The organism is Pseudomonas sp. nanlin1, assembly GCF_045571515.1.
Lineage (GTDB): Bacteria > Pseudomonadota > Gammaproteobacteria > Pseudomonadales > Pseudomonadaceae > Aquipseudomonas.
The window spans coordinates 827,462-847,406 of record NZ_CP124218.1; the positions used below are offsets into that span (position 1 = coordinate 827,462).

Here is a 19,945-nt window from a genome sequence, read left to right on the forward strand (position 1 = left end):
CTAAGGGCAGAGCATGCGACGTATAGCAGTGATGGGCGCCGGGGGGCGCATGGGCAAGGTGCTGATCGAGGCGGTGCAGCAAGCGCCAGGCGCGGGCTTGACCGCCGCCGTGGCGCGCCCCGGTAGCACCCTGATTGGTGCTGATGCCGGTGAGTTGGCGGCATTGGGGCGTAACGGTGTACCGCTGTCGGCCGAGTTGGGCCGGGTGATCGAGGAGTTCGATGTGGTCATCGACTTCACTCACCCCACCGTGACCCTGACAAACCTCGCCCTGTGCCGCAAAGCAGGTAAGGCCATGGTTATCGGCACCACCGGTTTTAGTGCCGAAGAAAAGGCCCTGCTGGCGGAGGCGGGCAAAGAAATTCCGATCGTGTTCGCCGCCAACTTTAGTGTGGGTGTCAACCTGTGCTTCAAGTTGCTGGATGTGGCCGCCAGGGTTTTGGGTGACGAAGCCGACGTCGAGATCATGGAAGCCCACCACCGCCATAAGGTCGACTCACCCTCGGGTACGGCGGTGCGCATGGGTGAAGTGGTTGCCCGGGCGCTGGGGCGTGACCTCGAGAAGGTGGCGGTGTATGGCCGCGAAGGCCAGGTCGGTGCCCGTGACCGCCAGACCATTGGTTTCGCGACCGTGCGCGCCGGTGACATCGTGGGCGATCATACGGTGATGTTTGCCTCTGAAGGCGAGCGAGTCGAGATCACCCATAAGTCGTCCAGCCGCATGACCTATGCCAAGGGCGCAGTACGTGCCGCGCTGTGGCTGGAAGGCCGCGCTCCAGGGCTGTACGACATGCAGGACGTTCTCGACCTTCACTGATCTGGTTTTTGCCCCGGATTTTTTGTTGGAGAGTTAAAAGATCGGGGGCGAGCCCCCTCCTACGGGTTTTCGCCGGATTGGCGGTAGACCAAAACACGACTTTTCTGTAAGCTACAGCTTTAGTGTGTCCACTAAAAGCGCGCAGAATATTCGATAAAGAAGCGGGGTGACGTGTCCATACGTCATTCCGCTTTTTTACAACCTGCGATCGCCCTTTCAGGTTCTGTTTACGGGAGGTCTTCTTGACTAAGCCAGCCATACTCGCTCTTGCCGATGGCAGCATTTTTCACGGCGAGGCCATTGGGGCCGACGGCCAGACCGTCGGTGAGGTGGTTTTCAATACCGCCATGACCGGCTATCAGGAAATTCTTACCGATCCTTCCTACGCCCAGCAAATCGTTACCCTGACCTACCCCCACATCGGCAACACCGGCACCAACCCGGGCGATGCGGAGTCTGATCGCGTCTGGTCGGCGGGTCTGGTGATTCGTGATCTGCCGCTGGTTGCCAGCAACTGGCGTAATACGATGTCGCTGTCGGATTACCTAAAAGCCAACAAAATCGTAGCAATCGCCGGTATCGATACCCGCCGCCTGACCCGCATTCTTCGCGAGAAAGGCGCCCAGAGCGGGTGCATCCTGGCAGGCGACGGGGTCACCGAAGCGGCTGCGATCGAAGCGGCGCGCGCGTTCCCTGGCTTGAAAGGGATGGACCTGGCCAAAGAGGTCAGCGTCAAGGAGAGCTACCAGTGGCGCTCCAGCGTTTGGAACCTGAAAGGCAACGACCACGCTGAAATGGCCGACGCTGACTTGCCCTACCACGTGGTCGCTTACGACTACGGGGTCAAGGTTAATATCCTGCGCATGCTGGTCGAGCGTGGCTGCCGCCTGACTGTCGTACCGGCTCAAACTCCGGCCAGTGAAGTGCTCGCGCTCAAGCCCGACGGTGTATTTCTGTCCAACGGCCCGGGTGACCCTGAGCCTTGCGACTACGCCATCGCGGCCATCCAAGAAGTGCTGACCACCGATATTCCGGTCTTCGGTATCTGCCTGGGGCACCAGTTGCTGGCCTTGGCGGCCGGCGCGAAGACGGTGAAGATGGGCCATGGCCACCATGGGGCCAACCACCCGGTGCAAGACGTCGACACTGGCGTGGTGATGATCACCAGCCAAAACCACGGGTTTGCCGTGGACGAGGCGACCTTGCCGAGCAATGTCCGCGCCATTCACAAGTCGCTGTTCGACGGTACGCTGCAAGGTATCGAGCTGACCGACAAGAGCGCGTTCAGCTTCCAGGGCCACCCTGAAGCGAGCCCAGGCCCGAACGATGTTTCGCCTTTGTTCGACCGTTTCATCGACGCCATGGCCAAGCGCCGCTAAGCGAATGCTTCGAGTCAGTAACGAGTGCAGCGGTGGGCCCCGGAACGACCGGCGACCGCCCGCCACTGCAGCGCCAACGAATGTTCAGCTTCGGTACGCCGACTGACCTGCGGATTTGAGTGACCACCATGCCAAAACGTACAGACATAAAAAGCATCCTGATTCTCGGTGCTGGCCCGATCGTGATCGGCCAGGCCTGTGAGTTCGACTACTCCGGCGCCCAGGCCTGTAAAGCGCTGCGCGAGGAGGGTTACCGCGTCATTCTGGTGAACTCCAACCCAGCCACCATCATGACCGACCCGGCCATGGCCGACGCCACCTACATCGAACCGATCAAATGGCAAACCGTTGCCAAGATCATCGAGAAGGAGCGCCCGGACGCACTGCTGCCGACCATGGGTGGCCAGACCGCATTGAACTGCGCTCTGGACCTGGAGCGCGAAGGCGTTCTGGAGAAGTTCGGCGTAGAAATGATTGGCGCCAACGCCGACACCATCGACAAAGCCGAAGACCGTTCGCGCTTCGACAAAGCGATGAAGTCCATCGGCCTGGCCTGCCCGCGTTCGGGCATCGCGCACAACATGGAAGAGGCCAACGCGGTGCTCGAGAAGCTGGGCTTCCCGTGCATCATCCGGCCTTCGTTCACCATGGGCGGCACCGGTGGCGGTATCGCTTATAACCGCGAAGAGTTCGAAGAAATTTGCGCCCGCGGCCTCGACCTTTCGCCAACCAAAGAGCTGCTCATCGATGAGTCGCTGATCGGTTGGAAAGAGTACGAGATGGAAGTGGTCCGTGACAAAAAGGACAACTGCATCATCGTATGCTCCATCGAAAACTTCGACCCGATGGGCGTGCACACCGGTGACTCGATCACCGTGGCACCAGCGCAGACCCTGACCGACAAGGAATACCAGATTCTGCGCAACGCCTCCCTGGCGGTATTGCGTGAGATCGGCGTAGAGACCGGCGGCTCCAACGTTCAGTTTGGTATCTGCCCGAACACTGGGCGCATGGTGGTCATCGAGATGAACCCGCGGGTGTCTCGTTCCTCGGCGCTGGCCTCGAAGGCCACAGGCTTCCCGATCGCCAAGGTCGCGGCCAAGCTGGCGGTGGGTTATACCCTCGACGAGCTGCAGAATGAGATCACCGGCGGCAAGACCCCGGCATCGTTCGAGCCGTCCATCGACTACGTTGTGACCAAGCTGCCGCGCTTTGCCTTCGAGAAATTCCCCAAAGCCGATGCGCGCCTGACCACTCAGATGAAATCCGTGGGTGAAGTCATGGCCATCGGCCGGACTTTCCAGGAATCCCTGCAGAAAGCCCTGCGTGGCCTGGAAGTGGGCGTCTGTGGTCTGGACCCCAAGCTCGACCTGAGCAACCCGGAATCGGCCAGCATTCTCAAGCGCGAGCTGACCGTGCCGGGTGCCGAGCGCATCTGGTACGTGGCCGACGCCTTCCGCGCTGGCATGACCTGCGATGAAATTTTCGCCCTGACCATGATCGACCACTGGTTCCTGGTGCAAATCGAAGACCTGATCAAGGATGAAGAAAAGGTCAAGACCCTCGGCCTGGCCGACATCGACAAGAGCCTGATGTGGCGCCTCAAGCGCAAAGGCTTCTCTGACCAGCGCCTGGCCAAGCTGTTGGGTATCACCGACAAAAACTTGCGCCGTCACCGCCACAAGCTGGAGATATTCCCGGTCTACAAGCGGGTCGACACTTGCGCTGCCGAGTTCGCCACCGACACCGCCTACCTGTATTCCACTTACGAGGAGGAGTGCGAGGCCAACCCGTCCGACCGTGAAAAGATCATGATCCTCGGTGGCGGGCCGAACCGCATCGGCCAGGGTATCGAGTTCGACTATTGCTGTGTGCACGCCGCCTTGGCGCTGCGTGAAGACGGCTATGAAACCATCATGGTCAACTGCAACCCAGAAACCGTTTCCACCGACTACGACACTTCCGATCGCCTCTATTTCGAGCCGCTGACCCTGGAAGACGTATTGGAAATCGTGCGGGTCGAAAAGCCTAAAGGCGTCATCGTGCAGTATGGCGGGCAGACCCCGCTGAAATTGGCGCGCGCCCTGGAAGAAGCCGGTGTGCCGATTATCGGCACCAGCCCTGACTCCATCGACCGTGCCGAAGACCGTGAGCGCTTCCAGCAGATGGTCGAGCGCCTTAACCTGCTGCAGCCGCCGAACGCGACCGTGCGCAGCGAAGACGAAGCGATTCGTGCCGCCGGCAAGATCGGTTACCCGCTGGTGGTTCGCCCGTCCTACGTGCTGGGTGGGCGTGCCATGGAGATCGTCTACGAAGAAGATGAGCTCAAGCGTTACCTGCGTGAAGCGGTGCAGGTCTCCAACGACAGCCCAGTGCTGCTCGACCACTTCCTCAACTGCGCCATCGAGATGGACGTGGACGCGGTGTGCGATGGCACCGACGTGGTGATCGGCGCGATTATGCAGCACATCGAACAGGCTGGCGTGCACTCGGGCGACTCCGCTTGCTCGCTGCCGCCTTACTCGCTGCCAGCCCATGTGCAGGACGACGTGCGCGAGCAGGTCAAAAAGATGGCCCTGGAACTGGGCGTCATCGGCCTGATGAACGTGCAGTTGGCCCTGCAGGGCGACAAGATCTACGTGATCGAAGTCAACCCGCGCGCCTCGCGTACCGTGCCGTTCGTGTCCAAGTGCATCGGCACCTCGCTGGCGATGATCGCCGCGCGGGTCATGGCGGGTAAGAGCTTGAAGGAAATCGGCTTCACCAAGGAAATCATTCCTAACTTCTACAGCGTCAAAGAAGCGGTGTTCCCGTTCGCCAAATTCCCCGGCGTCGACCCGATCCTGGGCCCAGAGATGAAGTCCACCGGCGAAGTGATGGGCGTGGGTGACACCTTCGGTGAAGCCTTTGCCAAGGCCCAAATGGGCGCGAGCGAAGTGCTGCCCACCGGCGGTACTGCGTTTATCAGTGTTCGCGACGACGACAAGCCCCTGGTGGCCAATGTCGCGCGGGACCTGATCGGCCTGGGCTTCGATGTCGTGGCCACCGCAGGCACCGCGCGCATCATCGAGGCTGCAGGCCTGAAGGTGCGTCGCGTTAACAAGGTGACCGAAGGCCGGCCGCACGTGGTTGATATGATCAAGAACGATGAAGTGACCTTGATCATCAACACCACCGAAGGTCGCCAGTCGATCGCCGATTCCTATTCCATCCGCCGCAACGCCTTGCAGCACAAGATCTACTGCACCACCACCATTGCTGCTGGCGAAGCGATCTGCGAAGCACTCAAGTTCGGCCCTGAAAAGACCGTCCGCCGCTTGCAGGATCTCCACGCAGGACTCAAGGCATGATCAAGTACCCTATGACTGTCCAGGGCGCTCGCGCCCTGGAAGAAGAGCTGGCGCACCTGACCAAGGTCGTGCGCCCCAAGCTGAGCCAGGACATCGGCACCGCGCGGGAGCTGGGCGACCTCAAGGAAAACGCCGAATACCATGCCGCCCGTGAGCAGCAAGGTATGGTCGAAGCGCGTATTCGCGACATCGAAGGGCGTATGCAGAATGCGGTCGTCATCGACGTTACAACCATTGAACATACCGGCAAAGTGATCTTCGGTACCACGGTCGAGATCGCCAACGTCGAAACCGACGAGCGTGTGAAGTATCAGATCGTTGGGGAAGACGAAGCCGACATCAAGTTGGGCAAGCTCTCGGTCGGCTCGCCGATCGCCCGTGCGCTGATCGCCAAGGAAGAAGGCGATGTGGTCACGGTGAAGACGCCTAGCGGTGTGATTGAGTACGAGATTGTCGAAGTCCTGCACATCTGACCACCGTCGCCCGCCATTGGCGGGCGTCATCGTTTGGCAGTGGGCCCAAGTGGCTTGGGTGGGGGGCTTGTGGGCCCTTTACTTGGGCTTGCTACCTGCATTGGCGGGGATGGGCTTAGCGCCGTTACTGATCGACGATATCACCCAGCGAATCGGTAGCCTGTGGATCAGCTTCGCGGCGGTATGCCTCGGCCTGCAAGGGCTGGTGCTGTTGCATGGCATAGGCTGGCGTCAGGCCCGCCGGGACCTGCGAGGGCACTTGTTGTTGCTGGGCGGATTGGCGTGTGCAGGCTATTTCATCCTGCCAGGGTTGCTGCCCGAAGCGTTGCGCTGGGGGCTTTTTTGCTATTTGATATTGGGCGTGATCGGTTTGGCGCTGATCGTGCAGCCCCTGCCGGGCAGGGCGCGTAAAATACGCCCCTGACCGTCGGCTGTCAGTGGAAGCGGTGAATATTCGACAGCTGTTTGTTGACCTTCGGGTTTTTCCGATAGATCAGCGCCATTTTGCCGATGACCTGCACCAAGTCGCCCTTGCCGGCCTTGCACAGTTCTGCAATAGCTTGCAGGCGTGCTTCACGATCAAGGATATTGACCTTCACCTTGATCAGTTCATGATCGCTCAAGGCGCGTTCGTATTCGGCCAATACACCTTCGGCCAGGCCGTTGTCTGCTACCGTTAATACCGGCTTCAGATGGTGGCCAATGGATTTGTACTGTTTCTTCTGCTCCTGAGTGAGCGGCATAATCTGACCCTTCGTCTGAACTTGTAAAAAGCGGCGGCCAGTTTACCCGAGCGCCCAAGGCTGCGCCCAGTTAATCACGACCCGTTATTCGAGGTACCCCGTGGCCCGTTCCAAAACAAGCCATAATTGGCTGAAAGAACACTTCAACGACCCTTACGTCAAGATGGCGCAGAAGGACGGCTACCGTTCGCGTGCTAGCTACAAGCTATTGGAAATTCAAGAGAAAGACCGCCTTATCCGGCCGGGCATGAGTGTCATCGACCTGGGCGCTGCGCCGGGTGGTTGGTCGCAGGTCACCAGCCGTCTGATCGGCGGGCAAGGCCGACTGATCGCATCCGATATTCTGGAAATGGACAGCATTCCTGATGTGACCTTCATTCAGGGTGATTTTACCGAGGATGCCGTGCTTGCCCAAATCCTCGAAGCAGTAGGCAATTCGCAGGTTGACCTTGTGATTTCCGACATGGCCCCCAATATGAGTGGATTGAGCGCGGTGGACATGCCGCGGGCAATGTTCCTGTGTGAATTGGCCCTCGATCTGGCCACCCGGGTGTTACGCCCAGGCGGTGATTTCTTGATCAAAGTGTTCCAGGGTGAAGGTTTCGACGCGTATCACAAGACCGTTCGGCAGAAGTTCGACAAGGTCCAGATGCGCAAACCGTCTTCTTCGCGAGACCGTTCGCGGGAGCAGTACCTGCTAGGCAGGGGCTTTCGCGGCGAGCAGCAATAGGCCGGCGAGTTTCTCGGTAGGCGATAGGTTTTTTTAAATAGCCGGGTCTGCCGAGCTTAATTGAACATGGAACGGTCAAAAGTTTCACAAAGGGTTACAGACGACGCCTGCAGATGTGTAGGTTATGTAGTAACTTTAGCCGGTGAAAATCATGCGAAGCACGCCTGCGCGGGTTGCGGGTAGCAGGCTTCAGAGGGTAGCGAATTGAACGATATGGCAAAGAATCTGATCCTGTGGTTGATCATCGCTGCGGTCCTGGTGACCGTGATGAACAACTTCTCGAGCCCGAATGAACCGCAAACCCTCAACTATTCCGACTTCATCCAGCAGGTGAAGGACGGCAAGGTCGAGCGCGTGGCGGTCGACGGCTACGTCATCACCGGCAAACGCAGCGATGGCGACTCCTTTAAAACGATCCGCCCGGCCATTCAAGACAATGGCCTGATCGGCGACCTGGTCAACAACAACGTCGTGGTCGAAGGCAAGCAGCCTGAGCAGCAGAGCATCTGGACTCAACTGCTGGTCGCTAGCTTCCCGATCCTGGTGATCATCGCGGTGTTCATGTTCTTCATGCGCCAGATGCAGGGCGGTGCCGGCGGCAAGGGTGGGCCCATGAGCTTCGGCAAGAGCAAGGCACGCCTGCTCTCCGAAGACCAGGTCAAAACCACCTTGGCCGACGTCGCCGGTTGCGACGAAGCCAAAGAGGAAGTGGGTGAGCTGGTCGAGTTCCTGCGCGACCCGGGCAAGTTCCAGCGTCTGGGCGGCCGCATTCCCCGCGGTGTGCTGATGGTTGGCCCGCCAGGTACCGGTAAAACCCTGCTGGCCAAGGCCATTGCGGGCGAAGCCAAGGTGCCGTTCTTCACTATTTCCGGTTCCGACTTTGTCGAGATGTTCGTTGGTGTGGGCGCAAGCCGTGTACGGGACATGTTCGAACAAGCGAAAAAGCACGCACCTTGCATCATCTTCATCGACGAGATCGACGCCGTCGGTCGTCATCGCGGTGCTGGCATGGGCGGTGGTCACGATGAACGTGAGCAGACCCTCAACCAGTTGCTGGTAGAGATGGACGGCTTTGAAATGAACGATGGCATCATCGTGATCGCCGCCACTAACCGCCCTGACGTGCTCGACCCCGCGCTTCTGCGTCCGGGCCGTTTCGACCGCCAGGTAGTGGTTGGTCTGCCGGATATTCGCGGTCGCGAGCAGATCCTCAAGGTTCACATGAAAAAAGCGCCACTGGGGGATGACGTCAACGCTGCCGTGATCGCTCGTGGTACGCCAGGCTTCTCTGGTGCCGACTTGGCCAACCTGGTCAACGAGGCCTCGCTGTTCGCCGCTCGTAATGGTAAGCGTCTGGTCAGCATGAAAGAGTTCGAGCTGGCTAAAGACAAGATCATGATGGGCGCTGAGCGCAAAACCATGGTCATGTCGGAAAAAGAGAAGCAGAACACCGCTTATCACGAAGCAGGCCATGCGATTGTCGGTCGTGTCGTGCCTGAGCACGATCCGGTCTACAAGGTGTCGATCATCCCGCGCGGTCGCGCGTTGGGTGTGACCATGTTCCTGCCTGAAGAAGATCGCTATAGCCTGTCCAAGCGCGCGCTGATCAGCCAGATCTGCTCCCTGTATGGCGGCCGTATCGCCGAAGAGATGACGTTGGGCTTCGACGGTGTCACCACCGGCGCTTCCAATGACATCATGCGGGCCAGCCAGCTGGCGCGGAACATGGTGACCAAGTGGGGCTTGTCCGAGAAGCTTGGGCCTTTGCTGTACGCCGAAGACGAAGACCAGGGATACCTGGGCCGTGGCGGCGGTGCGCAGGCTTCTGGCGTATCGGGCGAGACTGCCAAGCTGATCGACTCAGAAGTACGCAGCATCATCGACCACTGCTATGGCGCGGCTAAGCAGATCCTCACGGACAACCGTGACAAGCTCGACGCCATGGCAGATGCCTTGATGAAGTACGAGACCATCGATGCCGATCAGATCGACGACATCATGGCTGGCCGTACGCCGCGTGAGCCCCGTGATTGGGAAGGGGGGTCAGGCACCAGCGGTGGTACGCCGGTTCCTGCCGATGAGCGCCCGGAGAGCCCGATCGGCGGTCCTGCAGCTCAACTCTAAGGTCGCTCATGATTTTGCAGCAATACCCCACCCGGTTGCCTTGCGGCAACCGGGTTCTTGATTTATCCCATACCCATGTCATGGGTATTCTGAATGTCACCCCTGATTCTTTCTCTGACGGTGGGCGCTTCGCTCAGCGCGATGAAGCGCTGCGTCATGCGGCGCGCATGGTGGCGGCTGGCGCTACGCTGATCGACATTGGCGGCGAGTCCACACGGCCAGGCGCGCGCGTGGTGTCTGCGCTAGAAGAGCTGGAAAGGGTGGCCCCTGTGGTCGAGGCCGTGGCGCGGGAGTTGGACGTCATTATCTCGGTCGACACTTCTACCCCTGCTGTCATGCGTGAAAGTGCGCGCCTGGGCGCCGGGCTGATCAACGACGTGCGCGCCCTACGCCGTGACGGGGCGTTGGATGCGGCAGCCGATACCGGTTTGCCGGTGTGCCTGATGCATATGTTGGGTGAGCCGGGGACCATGCAGGATGCGCCGCACTACGACGACCTGGTCGCCGAGGTGTGTAGCTTTCTCGAGCAACGTATCCAGGCCTGCGCCAGTGCAGGGATCCCGGCAGAGCGTATAATCCTCGACCCCGGCTTTGGCTTCGCCAAAACCCACGAGCACAACTTGAGCTTGTTCAAGCACTTGCCTGCCCTGCACGCGCTGGGCTTGCCGCTGTTGGTGGGGGTCTCGCGTAAAAGCATGGTGGGCCTTGCCTTGGGCAAGCCAGTGGGCGAGCGTCTGTATGGCAGCCTGGCCCTAGCCGCGCTCGCGGTCAGCAACGGCGCCCGCATTTTGCGCGTCCACGATGTCGCCGAGACGGTCGATGTGGTGCGCATGATCGCTGCGGTTGAAGCCGCCGAATAAGAATTACGGAGCATTGGTTATGAGCAGGAAATATTTTGGTACCGACGGCATTCGTGGGCGTGTTGGTGAGTACCCCATCACCCCCGAATTCATGCTGAAACTGGGCTGGGCCGCCGGTATGGCTTTCCGCCGGATGGGCGCTTGTCGGGTGCTGGTGGGCAAGGATACGCGTATCTCCGGCTACATGTTTGAGTCTGCCCTAGAGGCCGGACTTTCCGCCGCCGGGGCAGACGTGATGCTGCTAGGGCCCATGCCAACCCCGGCTATCGCTTATCTGACCCGCACCTTTCATGCAGAGGCAGGTATCGTCATCAGCGCCTCGCATAACCCTCACGATGACAACGGCATCAAGTTTTTCTCGGGGCAGGGCACCAAGCTGCCCGATGAAGTCGAGTCGATGATCGAAGAATTGCTCGACGCGCCGATGACCGTCGCCGAGTCCAGCAAGCTGGGCAAGGTGTCGCGCATCAACGATGCGGCCGGGCGCTATATCGAATTCTGCAAGAGCAGCGTGCCCTCCAGTACCGACTTTGCTGGGCTCAAACTAGTGGTCGACTGCGCCCACGGCGCCACCTATAAAGTTGCCCCCAACGTATTTCGCGAATTGGGCGCGCAGGTCACCGTGCTGTCTGCCCAGCCCGATGGGCTGAATATCAACGACAATTGCGGCTCTACCCATATGCAGGCGTTACAGGCTGCCGTGCTGGTTGGGCATGCTGACCTGGGTATCGCTTTCGACGGCGATGGCGACCGCGTACTGATGGTTGACCATACCGGGGCCATCGTCGATGGCGATGAGTTGCTGTTCATCATCGCTCGCGACCTGCAGGAGCGCGGCAAGCTGCACGGTGGTGTAGTGGGTACGCTGATGAGTAACCTGGGGCTGGAGCTGGCCCTGGCGGACCTGGGCGTGCCGTTCGTGCGGGCCAATGTCGGCGACCGCTACGTCATGGCAGAGCTGCAAGCCCGCGACTGGCACTTGGGGGGTGAAAACTCCGGCCACATTGTCTGCTGTCAGCACACCACCACGGGCGATGCGATTATCGCCGCGCTGCAGGTGTTGTTGGCGCTCAAGCGCCGCAACGAAACCCTGGCCCAGGCCCGCCATGCCCTGCGTAAATGCCCGCAGGTGCTGGTCAACGTGCGCTTCGCCGGCGGAGACGTCGACCCCGTGCAGCACCCTGCGGTGTTGGAAGCCTGTGAGCGGGTTACCCAGGCCATGGGCGGGCGGGGCCGGGTCTTGTTGCGCAAGTCAGGCACCGAGCCTTTGGTGCGGGTGATGGTCGAGGGTGACGAAGAAGCTGCGGTCCGGGGTCATGCCGACGAGCTGGCGAAACTGGTTACCGAAGTTTGCGCCTGAATCGGCTTGCCAGCCTTCCCACGGTTGGGTAACATCTGCGCCCACTTTGACCGACGAGGTATAGCCCATGCGTCGCACTATGGTAGCTGGTAACTGGAAAATGCACGGTACCCGCGCCAGTGTCGCAGAGCTGATCGTTGGTCTGCGTGCCCTGTCGTTGCCTACAGGGGTCGATGTGGCGGTGTTTCCGCCAAGCTTGTACATCGGCCAAGTCATCGATGGCCTGCAAGGGCTGCCGGTGGCGGTCGGCGCGCAGAATGCCGCAGTGCAATCCAAGCAAGGTGCGCTAACCGGTGAACTGGCTTCCACACAGTTGCAGGATGCCGGTTGCACATTGGTGCTGGTTGGGCACTCCGAGCGGCGCCAGATCATCGGTGAAACCGATGCAGCGCTGATCGCCAAGTTCACCGCCGCGCAAGAAGGGGGGTTAACCCCAGTCCTGTGCGTCGGCGAGACCCTTGAAGAGCGTGAAGCGGGCAAGACCCTCGAAGTGGTCGGGCACCAGTTGGGCAGCGTGATCGAAGCGCTGGGTATCAAAGCTTTCGTCAACGCGGTCATCGCCTATGAGCCTGTATGGGCCATCGGTACCGGGCTGACAGCAACGCCTCAGCAGGCCCAAGATGTGCACGCCGCCATCCGGGCTCAGCTGCAGGCAGAAGATGCTGATGTCGCACAAGCTGTGCGGCTTCTGTACGGCGGCAGCGTCAAGGCGGCCAATGCGGTCGAACTGTTCGGCATGCCGGATATCGATGGTGGGCTCATTGGTGGAGCCTCCCTCAATGCAGATGAGTTCGGTGCGATCTGTCGCGCCGCGGGAAACTGAGAAATGCTGGAAAAAGTAATCGTCGTTTTTCATCTGCTGGGTGCCCTGGGCGTCGTCGCCTTGGTTTTGCTGCAGCAGGGTAAAGGTGCGGACGCTGGCGCGTCATTCGGGGCAGGCGCATCAAATACTGTCTTCGGAAGCCAAGGTTCCTCTACCTTTCTGAGTAAGTTTACTGCTATACTTGCCGCAGGTTTCTTCATAACCAGCCTAGGGTTAGGTTACTTTGCTAAAGAGAAAGCTCAAGAGCTGACTCAAGTAGGGTTGCCAGATCCAGCGGTGATTGAAGCGCCAAGGCAGAAGCCGGCAGCAGATGATGTTCCGGTGCTCGAAGGGCAAAAGGCTGAAGTGAACTCCACTGACGTGCCGGCCGCTCAAGAGCAGAAGTAACAGGTTTCAAAGTTGTATTGCCGAGGTGGTGGAATTGGTAGACACGCAACCTTGAGGTGGTTGTGCCCATAGGGTGTAGGGGTTCGAGTCCCCTTCTCGGTACCAATTAAACAAGAGAGCCCGCAGTTGCGGGCTTTCTTGTCGGTGGCGTTTGGATTGACCCGGTAAGGGTTCGGTCGTATACTTTCGCCCCAGCTTTGTCGCGGGATGGAGCAGTCTGGTAGCTCGTCGGGCTCATAACCCGAAGGTCGTTGGTTCAAATCCAGCTCCCGCAACCAGTTTTAGCGGAGCCCCTTTTCAAGGGGCTTTTTGTTAGCTGGACAGTTCATAGCGCCGGTATTCAACGGCGATTCAGGGATGGGCGCTTTGCCCATTTTTTATTTGCATAGCATGCACGAGGGGGTTCAGGTGTCGAGCAAGCTAGAACAGTTGCAGGCCTTGTTGGCCCCGGTGGTCGTGGCCCTAGGCTATGAATGCTGGGGTATTGAGTTTTCGGCTCAGGGTCGCCATTCACTGTTGCGTGTTTATATCGACAAAGAGGGCGGTGTGCTGGTGGATGACTGCGCCATTGTCAGTCGCCAAATCAGCGGCATTTTGGACGTTGAAGATCCTATCAGCTCCGAATACACCCTCGAAGTTTCTTCTCCTGGCATGGAACGCCCGCTGTTCACTATCGAACAGTTTGCTGCGTACGCCGGAGCACAAGTGAAGATAAAGCTGCGCGCCCCGTTTGAAGGGCGGCGCAACTTTCAGGGCCTTCTCCGCGGTGTGGAGGAGCAAGACATCGTTGTTCAGATGGATGAACACGAATTTCTGCTGCCGATCGATTCGATCGACAAGGCCAACATAATTCCCAGTTTTGACTGAGACGTGCCGGATACCGCCCTTATAGCGGATCCAATGGCTTGCGAAAGGCGAGGCGTACGATGAGCAAAGAAGTACTGCTGGTTGTTGAATCGGTATCCAATGAAAAGGGCGTACCGGCCGGCGTGATATTTGAGGCGCTGGAGATTGCTCTGGCGACCGCAACTAAAAAACGCTTCGAAGACGAAGTGGACCTGCGTGTGGAAATCAACCGCCACACCGGTGCCTATGAGACATTCCGTCGCTGGACCGTTGTTGAAGAAGACGACCTCGACGATCCGGCCATCGAAACATGGCCGAGCAAGGTCAACATCGATCACCCTGAAGCTAAAGTGGGCGATGTCATCGAAGAGAAGATCGACTCCATCGAGTTCGGTCGTATCGCGGCGCAAACAGCCAAGCAAGTCATCGTGCAAAAGGTGCGTGAAGCTGAGCGCGCTCAAGTCGTGGACGCTTACCGTGAACGTCTCGGCGAAATCATTTCCGGTACCGTGAAGAAAGTTACCCGCGACAACGTCATCGTTGACCTGGGTAACAATGCTGAAGCGTTGCTGGCGCGTGAAGACATCATTTCGCGCGAAACTTTCCGGGTCGGTGTGCGTTTGCGTGCACTGCTCAAGGAAATCCGCACTGAGAACCGTGGTCCTCAGCTGATCCTGTCGCGTACTGCGCCGGAAATGCTGATCGAGTTGTTCCGCATCGAAGTGCCGGAAATCGCTGAAGGCCTGATCGAGGTCATGGCCGCTTCCCGTGACCCGGGTTCGCGCGCCAAAATTGCCGTTCGCTCGAAGGACAAGCGTATCGACCCGCAAGGCGCCTGTATCGGCATGCGTGGTTCGCGAGTTCAGGCCGTATCGGGTGAACTCGGCGGCGAGCGCGTCGACATCGTCCTGTGGGACGACAACCCGGCGCAGTTCGTGATCAATGCCATGTCCCCGGCTGAAGTAGCGGCGATCATCGTTGACGAGGATGCCCACGCCATGGACATCGCCGTCGGCGCTGATAATTTGGCGCAAGCCATCGGTCGTGGGGGGCAGAACGTACGCCTGGCTAGCCAGTTGACTGGCTGGACCCTGAACGTGATGACCGAATCTGACATTCAGGCTAAGCAGCAAGCGGAGACCGGCGATATTCTGCGCAATTTCATCGACGAACTGGAAGTCGACGAAGAACTCGCGCAAGTACTGGTAGACGAAGGCTTCACCAGCCTGGAAGAGATTGCCTACGTACCGTTGGAAGAAATGCTCAACATCGACGGCTTTGACGAAGATATTGTCAACGAGCTTCGTGCTCGTGCCAAGGATCGACTGTTGACCAAAGCCATCGCTACTGAGGAAAAGCTGGCAGACGCCCATCCGGCCGAAGACCTGCTCTCGCTTGAGGGTATGGACAAGGATTTGGCGATGGAACTGGCGGTGCGCGGCGTAATTACCCGCGAAGACCTGGCCGAGCAGTCAATTGACGATCTGCTCGACATCGACGGCATCGACCAAGATCGTGCCGGCAAGTTGATCATGGCCGCCCGAGCCCACTGGTTCGAGTAAGTAGATGCGGCCTGAGGAGAGAAGTGCATGACGCAAGTCACGGTGAAAGAATTGGCCCAAGAGGTCGCCGCACCGGTAGAGCGCCTGTTACAGCAGATGCGTGAGGCAGGTCTGCCGCACACCGACGCCGGACAAGTTGTGACCGATAATGAGAAGCAGGCTCTGCTGGCTCATTTGAAAAGCAGCCACAAGGCTAAAGTGGAAGAACCGCGCAAGATTACCTTGCAGCGTAAGACCACAAGCACCCTGCGTGTGGCAGGTAGCAAGAGCATCAGCGTAGAAGTACGTAAGAAGAAAGTCTTCGTACAGCGCAGCCCTGAAGAAATTCAGGCTGAGCAGAAGCGTGAGCTCGAAGAGCGTCGTGCGGCTGAAAACGCAGCGCGCCAGAAGGCTGAAGAAGAAAGCCGTGCGCGCAGCGAAGCGGCATCGGCCAAGCCAGCTGCTGCTGAAGCAGTGGCGGCGCCTGCGCCTGCAGCCGCTCCCAGCGAGCCTGCGGCCGCACCCGCGGTATCGGCACCGAATATCGACCTGGCAGCCGTTGCGCCAGCGCCGGTTGCTGAGCGCAAGAAAGAAGAGCCACGTCGCCCGGACAAACCGCGCAACGAAGATGTGCGTCGCGATGGCGACCGCAAGAACCAGCCGCATCGGGCCACTGTTAAAGAAAAGGCTCCGACGCCGCGTGCCGCTCCACGTACTACCGATGAAGAAAGCGATAGCTTCCGTCGCGGTGGCCGTGGCAAGTCCAAGCTGAAAAAACGCAACGCCCACGGTTTCCAGAGCCCTACCGGCCCTGTGGTGCGCGACGTGTCGATCGGCGAGACCATCACTGTCGGCGAGTTGGCCGCACAGATGTCGGTCAAGGCGGCTGAAGTCATCAAGTTCATGTTCAAGCTGGGCACCCCGGCCACCATCAACCAGGTACTGGATCAGGAAACTGCCCAGCTGGTCGCTGAAGAACTGGGCCACAAAGTGACCCTGGTCAGCGATACCGCCCTGGAAGATTCCCTGGCCGAATCGCTGAAGTTCGAAGGTGAAGCGTTCGCCCGTGCACCGGTCGTGACCGTCATGGGTCACGTTGACCACGGTAAGACCTCGCTGCTCGACTACATCCGTCGTGCCAAGGTAGCCGCTGGCGAAGCCGGTGGTATCACCCAGCACATCGGTGCTTACCACGTTGAAACCGAGCGTGGCATGGTGACTTTCCTCGACACCCCGGGTCACGCCGCGTTTACCGCGATGCGTGCTCGTGGTGCCAAGGCGACTGATATCGTGATCCTGGTGGTTGCGGCGGACGACGGCGTCATGCCGCAGACCATCGAAGCGGTGCAGCATGCCAAGGCAGCTGGCGTTCCGTTAGTGGTCGCGGTCAACAAGATCGACAAGCCAGGTGCTGACCTCGATCGCATCCGTAGCGAGCTGTCCGTGCACGGCGTGACCTCGGAAGAGTGGGGTGGCGACACTCCATTCGTTTCGGTCTCGGCGAAGATGGGTACTGGCGTCGATGACTTGCTCGAAGCCGTCTTGCTGCAAGCCGAAGTACTGGAACTGAAGGCTACCCCTTCTGCCCCAGGCCGTGGCGTAGTGGTCGAATCGCGTCTGGACAAGGGCCGCGGCCCTGTCGCTACCGTGCTGGTACAAGACGGTACGCTGCGCCAAGGCGACATGGTGCTGGTCGGCTCCAACTATGGCCGCGTGCGCGCCATGCTGGATGAGAACGGCAAGCCAATCAAAGAAGCTGGCCCATCCATTCCGGTCGAGATCCTCGGCCTGGACGGTACCCCGGACGCCGGCGACGAGATGAGCGTTGTGGCCGACGAGAAGAAAGCCCGTGAAGTGGCTCTGTTCCGTCAAGGCAAGTTCCGCGAAGTGAAGCTGGCCCGTGCTCACGCTGGCAAGCTGGAAAACATCTTCGAGAACATGGGCCAGGAAGAGAAGAAGACGCTTAACATCGTCCTCAAATCGGACGTCCGTGGTTCGCTGGAAGCTTTGCAAGGCGCTTTGAACGGCCTGGGCAACGACGAAGTGCAAGTGCGCGTAGTCGGCGGCGGTGTCGGTGGTATCACCGAGAGCGACGCTAACCTGGCATTGGCCTCCACTGCGGTGCTGTTCGGCTTCAACGTGCGTGCCGATGCTGGCGCACGTAAGATCGTCGAGCAGGAAGGTCTGGATATGCGTTACTACAACGTGATCTACGACATCATCGAAGACGTCAAGAAAGCCCTGACCGGTATGCTGGGCAGCGATGTTCGCGAGAATATCCTGGGCATCGCCGAAGTGCGTGACGTGTTCCGTTCGCCTAAGTTCGGTGCTATCGCCGGTTGCATGGTGGTCGAGGGTGTGGTCTTCCGCAACCGTCCGATCCGTGTCCTGCGCGAAGACATCGTGATCTTCGAAGGCGAGCTGGAATCGCTGCGTCGCTTCAAAGACGACGCGTCTGAAGTCCGTGCCGGCATGGAATGCGGTATTGGCGTCAAGAGCTACAACGACGTCAAAGTGGGCGACAAGATCGAAGTGTTCGAAAAAGTCCAAGTGGCTCGTACGCTCTAACATGCGAGCTTGAGGAATGCTGGCGGCCCCGCCGCCGGTATTCTAAACGCAACGCCCGGTCCGGCTCACGCTTGGCCGGGCGTTTGCCGCTTTAGTTACAGGTAGCAAAACATGGCAAAAGAATACAGCCGTACCCAGCGTATTGGCGATCAGATGCAGCGCGAACTGGCGCAGCTGATTCGTCGTGAAGTCAAAGACCCGCGTGTGGGCCTGGTGACCATCACGGCCGTTGAAGTCAGCCGCGATGTTGGCCACGCCAAGATTTTTATCACGGTCATGGGCGAAGATACCGCCCAGGACATCGCGCAAAGCATCAAGGTGTTGAATAACGCCGCGGGCTTCTTGCGCATGCAATTGGCCAAAGAAATGAAGCTGCGCAGCGTGCCGCAGTTGCACTTCCACTACGATGAGAGTGTGACCCGTGGTGCCCACCTGTCGGCGTTGATCGAACGTGCAGTGGCTGAAGACAGCCAGCACCCGACTGATACTGAGCCCAAGGAGTAATTCACAGGTGGCTCAGGTCAAGCGTATTCGTCGTAACGTCAGCGGCATTATCCTGCTCGACAAGCCGTTGGGTTTCACTTCCAACGCCGCATTGCAGAAGGTCCGTTGGCTGCTCAATGCCGAGAAGGCCGGCCACACCGGTAGCCTTGACCCTTTGGCGACAGGCGTGTTGCCGTTGTGCTTTGGTGAGGCGACCAAGTTCTCCCAATACCTGCTCGACTCGGACAAGGGCTACGAGACAGTGATGCAACTGGGGCAGACCACCACCACCGCCGACGCGGAAGGTGAAGTTTTGCAGACCCGCGAAGTCACCGTTGGTCGCAGCGATATCGAAGCGGTTTTACCCAATTTTCGTGGGCAAATCAGCCAGATACCGCCGATGTACTCGGCGCTCAAGCGTGATGGGCAGCCCCTGTACAAGTTGGCTCGCGCAGGGGAAGTAGTGGAGCGTGAAGCGCGTTCTGTTACAATCAACCGCCTGGAATTGCTGGCCTGTGAAGCGACCCGGGTGCGCCTCTCCGTAGGCTGTACCAAAGGCACCTATATTCGGACCTTGGTCGAGGACATTGGCGAGCAACTCGGCTGCGGCGCTTATGTCGCAGAGCTGCGCCGCACCCACGCCGGGCCTTTTGAGTTGGCCCAGACGGTGACGCTCGAAGAGCTGGAACGGGTGCATGCCGAAGGTGGGAATGAGGCAGTTGATCAATTCCTCATGCCATCGGACAGCGGTTTGCTCGACTGGCCTTTATTGCAGTTCTCCGAGCACAGTTCGTTTTATTGGCTGAACGGGCAACCGGTCAGGGCACCCGAAGCGCCGAAATTCGGCATGGTGCGAGTGCAGGATCACAACGGTCGCTTCATCGGTATCGGTGAAGTGAGCGAAGACGGGCGTATTGCGCCGCGTCGATTGATTCGGTCGGAATGACCGAAACCTGCGGCAAAGGCTTTCGGGCCTGCGCGGCAGGTAAAGAGGATGGCTGTTAACAGGCATGGTCACTCCTCACTTTTGAATACAGGGATCGATGTCCCTGGCCTGTTGGGACCATTCGCGTGGCCCCTTGATATGGAGAAGCCCACATGGCACTCAGCGTTGAAGAAAAAGCTCAAATCGTTGGTGATTATCAGCAAGCTGCTGGTGACACTGGTTCGCCAGAAGTGCAAGTTGCACTGCTGACCGCCAACATCAACAAGCTGCAAGGCCACTTCAAGGCCAACGGCAAAGACCACCACTCCCGTCGTGGCCTGATCCGTATGGTTAACCAGCGCCGTAAGCTGCTGGATTACCTGAAGGGTAAAGACGTTAGCCGTTACAGCTCGCTGATCGGTCGTCTGGGTCTGCGTCGCTGATAGCGGCCTGACCGTGGTGTGCTTGGCTTGTTCGTCAGCCACGGCAACAGTGTGGCGTCCGGCGTGCCAGCCAGGCGTATCAATGAGGTTGGT

General features: G+C 59.3%; 18 protein-coding genes and 2 tRNA genes. 19 read left to right on the forward strand and 1 reads right to left on the reverse strand.

The features are described from left to right. The first annotated feature begins 13 nt into the window (after positions 1 to 13). From dapB to QCL65_RS03905, 5 genes are all read left to right on the forward strand, one after another. Positions 14 to 817, forward strand: a complete 804-nt coding sequence (gene dapB / locus QCL65_RS03885; protein ID WP_407314982.1) for a 4-hydroxy-tetrahydrodipicolinate reductase — start codon at positions 14 to 16, stop codon at positions 815 to 817. A gap of 242 nt (positions 818 to 1,059) precedes the next feature. After that, positions 1,060 to 2,196 (forward strand): glutamine-hydrolyzing carbamoyl-phosphate synthase small subunit, encoded by a 1,137-nt coding sequence (gene carA / locus QCL65_RS03890; RefSeq protein WP_407314983.1) that lies wholly within the window; start codon positions 1,060 to 1,062, stop codon positions 2,194 to 2,196. A gap of 128 nt (positions 2,197 to 2,324) precedes the next feature. After that, complete coding sequence (carB, locus tag QCL65_RS03895; protein ID WP_407314984.1) at positions 2,325 to 5,546, forward strand: carbamoyl-phosphate synthase large subunit; 3,222 nt, start codon at positions 2,325 to 2,327, stop codon at positions 5,544 to 5,546. Beyond that, positions 5,543 to 6,019: a transcription elongation factor GreA gene (gene greA, locus QCL65_RS03900; protein ID WP_407314985.1), complete on the forward strand. Its 477-nt coding sequence runs from the start codon at positions 5,543 to 5,545 to the stop codon at positions 6,017 to 6,019. The genes carB and greA overlap by 4 nt, the downstream gene beginning before the upstream one ends. After that, positions 5,997 to 6,443, forward strand: a complete 447-nt coding sequence (locus QCL65_RS03905; protein ID WP_407314986.1) for an MFS transporter — start codon at positions 5,997 to 5,999, stop codon at positions 6,441 to 6,443. Before greA ends, QCL65_RS03905 begins: the two co-directional genes overlap by 23 nt. A gap of 10 nt (positions 6,444 to 6,453) precedes the next feature. Here QCL65_RS03905 and QCL65_RS03910 read toward each other — a convergent pair whose 3' ends face one another. Continuing rightward, positions 6,454 to 6,762: a YhbY family RNA-binding protein gene (locus tag QCL65_RS03910; protein WP_407314987.1), complete on the reverse strand. Its 309-nt coding sequence runs from the start codon at positions 6,760 to 6,762 to the stop codon at positions 6,454 to 6,456. Positions 6,763 to 6,862: 100 nt separating this feature from the next. On the opposite strand from QCL65_RS03910, the gene rlmE reads away from it, so the two are divergent. The 14 genes from rlmE to rpsO all read left to right on the forward strand — a co-directional run bounded on the left by rlmE (position 6,863) and on the right by rpsO (position 19,852). Next, positions 6,863 to 7,492 (forward strand): 23S rRNA (uridine(2552)-2'-O)-methyltransferase RlmE, encoded by a 630-nt coding sequence (gene rlmE / locus QCL65_RS03915; protein WP_407314988.1) that lies wholly within the window; start codon positions 6,863 to 6,865, stop codon positions 7,490 to 7,492. 213 nt (positions 7,493 to 7,705) lie between these two features. Next, complete coding sequence (ftsH, locus tag QCL65_RS03920) at positions 7,706 to 9,616, forward strand: ATP-dependent zinc metalloprotease FtsH (RefSeq protein WP_407314989.1); 1,911 nt, start codon at positions 7,706 to 7,708, stop codon at positions 9,614 to 9,616. A gap of 8 nt (positions 9,617 to 9,624) precedes the next feature. After that, positions 9,625 to 10,476, forward strand: a complete 852-nt coding sequence (gene folP / locus QCL65_RS03925; RefSeq protein ID WP_407314990.1) for a dihydropteroate synthase — start codon at positions 9,625 to 9,627, stop codon at positions 10,474 to 10,476. Positions 10,477 to 10,495: 19 nt separating this feature from the next. Then, positions 10,496 to 11,836, forward strand: a complete 1,341-nt coding sequence (gene glmM, locus QCL65_RS03930; protein ID WP_407314991.1) for a phosphoglucosamine mutase — start codon at positions 10,496 to 10,498, stop codon at positions 11,834 to 11,836. 67 nt (positions 11,837 to 11,903) lie between these two features. Then, positions 11,904 to 12,659: a triose-phosphate isomerase gene (gene tpiA / locus QCL65_RS03935; protein ID WP_407314992.1), complete on the forward strand. Its 756-nt coding sequence runs from the start codon at positions 11,904 to 11,906 to the stop codon at positions 12,657 to 12,659. 3 nt (positions 12,660 to 12,662) lie between these two features. Then, the gene (secG, locus tag QCL65_RS03940; protein WP_407314993.1) at positions 12,663 to 13,046 is read left to right on the forward strand and encodes a preprotein translocase subunit SecG; all 384 of its coding nucleotides are present in this window, start codon (positions 12,663 to 12,665) and stop codon (positions 13,044 to 13,046) included. Between the two features lie 19 nt (positions 13,047 to 13,065). Then, a tRNA-Leu gene (locus QCL65_RS03945) sits at positions 13,066 to 13,151 on the forward strand. A gap of 96 nt (positions 13,152 to 13,247) precedes the next feature. Then, a tRNA-Met gene (locus QCL65_RS03950) sits at positions 13,248 to 13,324 on the forward strand. 130 nt (positions 13,325 to 13,454) lie between these two features. After that, positions 13,455 to 13,913: a ribosome maturation factor RimP gene (gene rimP / locus QCL65_RS03955; RefSeq protein ID WP_407314994.1), complete on the forward strand. Its 459-nt coding sequence runs from the start codon at positions 13,455 to 13,457 to the stop codon at positions 13,911 to 13,913. 59 nt (positions 13,914 to 13,972) lie between these two features. Beyond that, positions 13,973 to 15,454, forward strand: a complete 1,482-nt coding sequence (gene nusA, locus QCL65_RS03960) for a transcription termination factor NusA (protein ID WP_407314995.1) — start codon at positions 13,973 to 13,975, stop codon at positions 15,452 to 15,454. A 27-nt stretch (positions 15,455 to 15,481) separates the two neighbouring features. Beyond that, positions 15,482 to 18,001, forward strand: a complete 2,520-nt coding sequence (gene infB, locus QCL65_RS03965) for a translation initiation factor IF-2 (RefSeq protein WP_407314996.1) — start codon at positions 15,482 to 15,484, stop codon at positions 17,999 to 18,001. A gap of 111 nt (positions 18,002 to 18,112) precedes the next feature. Further along, the gene (gene rbfA, locus QCL65_RS03970; protein WP_407314997.1) at positions 18,113 to 18,505 is read left to right on the forward strand and encodes a 30S ribosome-binding factor RbfA; all 393 of its coding nucleotides are present in this window, start codon (positions 18,113 to 18,115) and stop codon (positions 18,503 to 18,505) included. 7 nt (positions 18,506 to 18,512) lie between these two features. Continuing rightward, positions 18,513 to 19,430, forward strand: a complete 918-nt coding sequence (truB, locus tag QCL65_RS03975; protein WP_407314998.1) for a tRNA pseudouridine(55) synthase TruB — start codon at positions 18,513 to 18,515, stop codon at positions 19,428 to 19,430. 152 nt (positions 19,431 to 19,582) lie between these two features. Continuing rightward, complete coding sequence (gene rpsO / locus QCL65_RS03980; RefSeq protein ID WP_407314999.1) at positions 19,583 to 19,852, forward strand: 30S ribosomal protein S15; 270 nt, start codon at positions 19,583 to 19,585, stop codon at positions 19,850 to 19,852. The last annotated feature ends 93 nt before the right edge of the window (positions 19,853 to 19,945 follow it).

What these genes read in the sequence shown, in the direction of transcription:
- dapB (WP_407314982.1), top strand. Translation starts at nt 14, where the DNA reads ATGCGACGTATAGCAGTGATGGGCGCCGGGGGGCGCATGGGCAAGGTG.
- carB (WP_407314984.1), top strand. Translation starts at nt 2,325, where the DNA reads ATGCCAAAACGTACAGACATAAAAAGCATCCTGATTCTCGGTGCTGGC.
- greA (WP_407314985.1), top strand. Translation starts at nt 5,543, where the DNA reads ATGATCAAGTACCCTATGACTGTCCAGGGCGCTCGCGCCCTGGAAGAA.
- QCL65_RS03910 (WP_407314987.1), bottom strand. Translation starts at nt 6,762, where the DNA reads ATGCCGCTCACTCAGGAGCAGAAGAAACAGTACAAATCCATTGGCCAC.
- ftsH (WP_407314989.1), top strand. Translation starts at nt 7,706, where the DNA reads ATGGCAAAGAATCTGATCCTGTGGTTGATCATCGCTGCGGTCCTGGTG.
- folP (WP_407314990.1), top strand. Translation starts at nt 9,625, where the DNA reads ATGATTTTGCAGCAATACCCCACCCGGTTGCCTTGCGGCAACCGGGTT.
- glmM (WP_407314991.1), top strand. Translation starts at nt 10,496, where the DNA reads ATGAGCAGGAAATATTTTGGTACCGACGGCATTCGTGGGCGTGTTGGT.
- tpiA (WP_407314992.1), top strand. Translation starts at nt 11,904, where the DNA reads ATGCGTCGCACTATGGTAGCTGGTAACTGGAAAATGCACGGTACCCGC.
- secG (WP_407314993.1), top strand. Translation starts at nt 12,663, where the DNA reads ATGCTGGAAAAAGTAATCGTCGTTTTTCATCTGCTGGGTGCCCTGGGC.
- nusA (WP_407314995.1), top strand. Translation starts at nt 13,973, where the DNA reads ATGAGCAAAGAAGTACTGCTGGTTGTTGAATCGGTATCCAATGAAAAG.
- infB (WP_407314996.1), top strand. Translation starts at nt 15,482, where the DNA reads ATGACGCAAGTCACGGTGAAAGAATTGGCCCAAGAGGTCGCCGCACCG.
- rbfA (WP_407314997.1), top strand. Translation starts at nt 18,113, where the DNA reads ATGGCAAAAGAATACAGCCGTACCCAGCGTATTGGCGATCAGATGCAG.
- rpsO (WP_407314999.1), top strand. Translation starts at nt 19,583, where the DNA reads ATGGCACTCAGCGTTGAAGAAAAAGCTCAAATCGTTGGTGATTATCAG.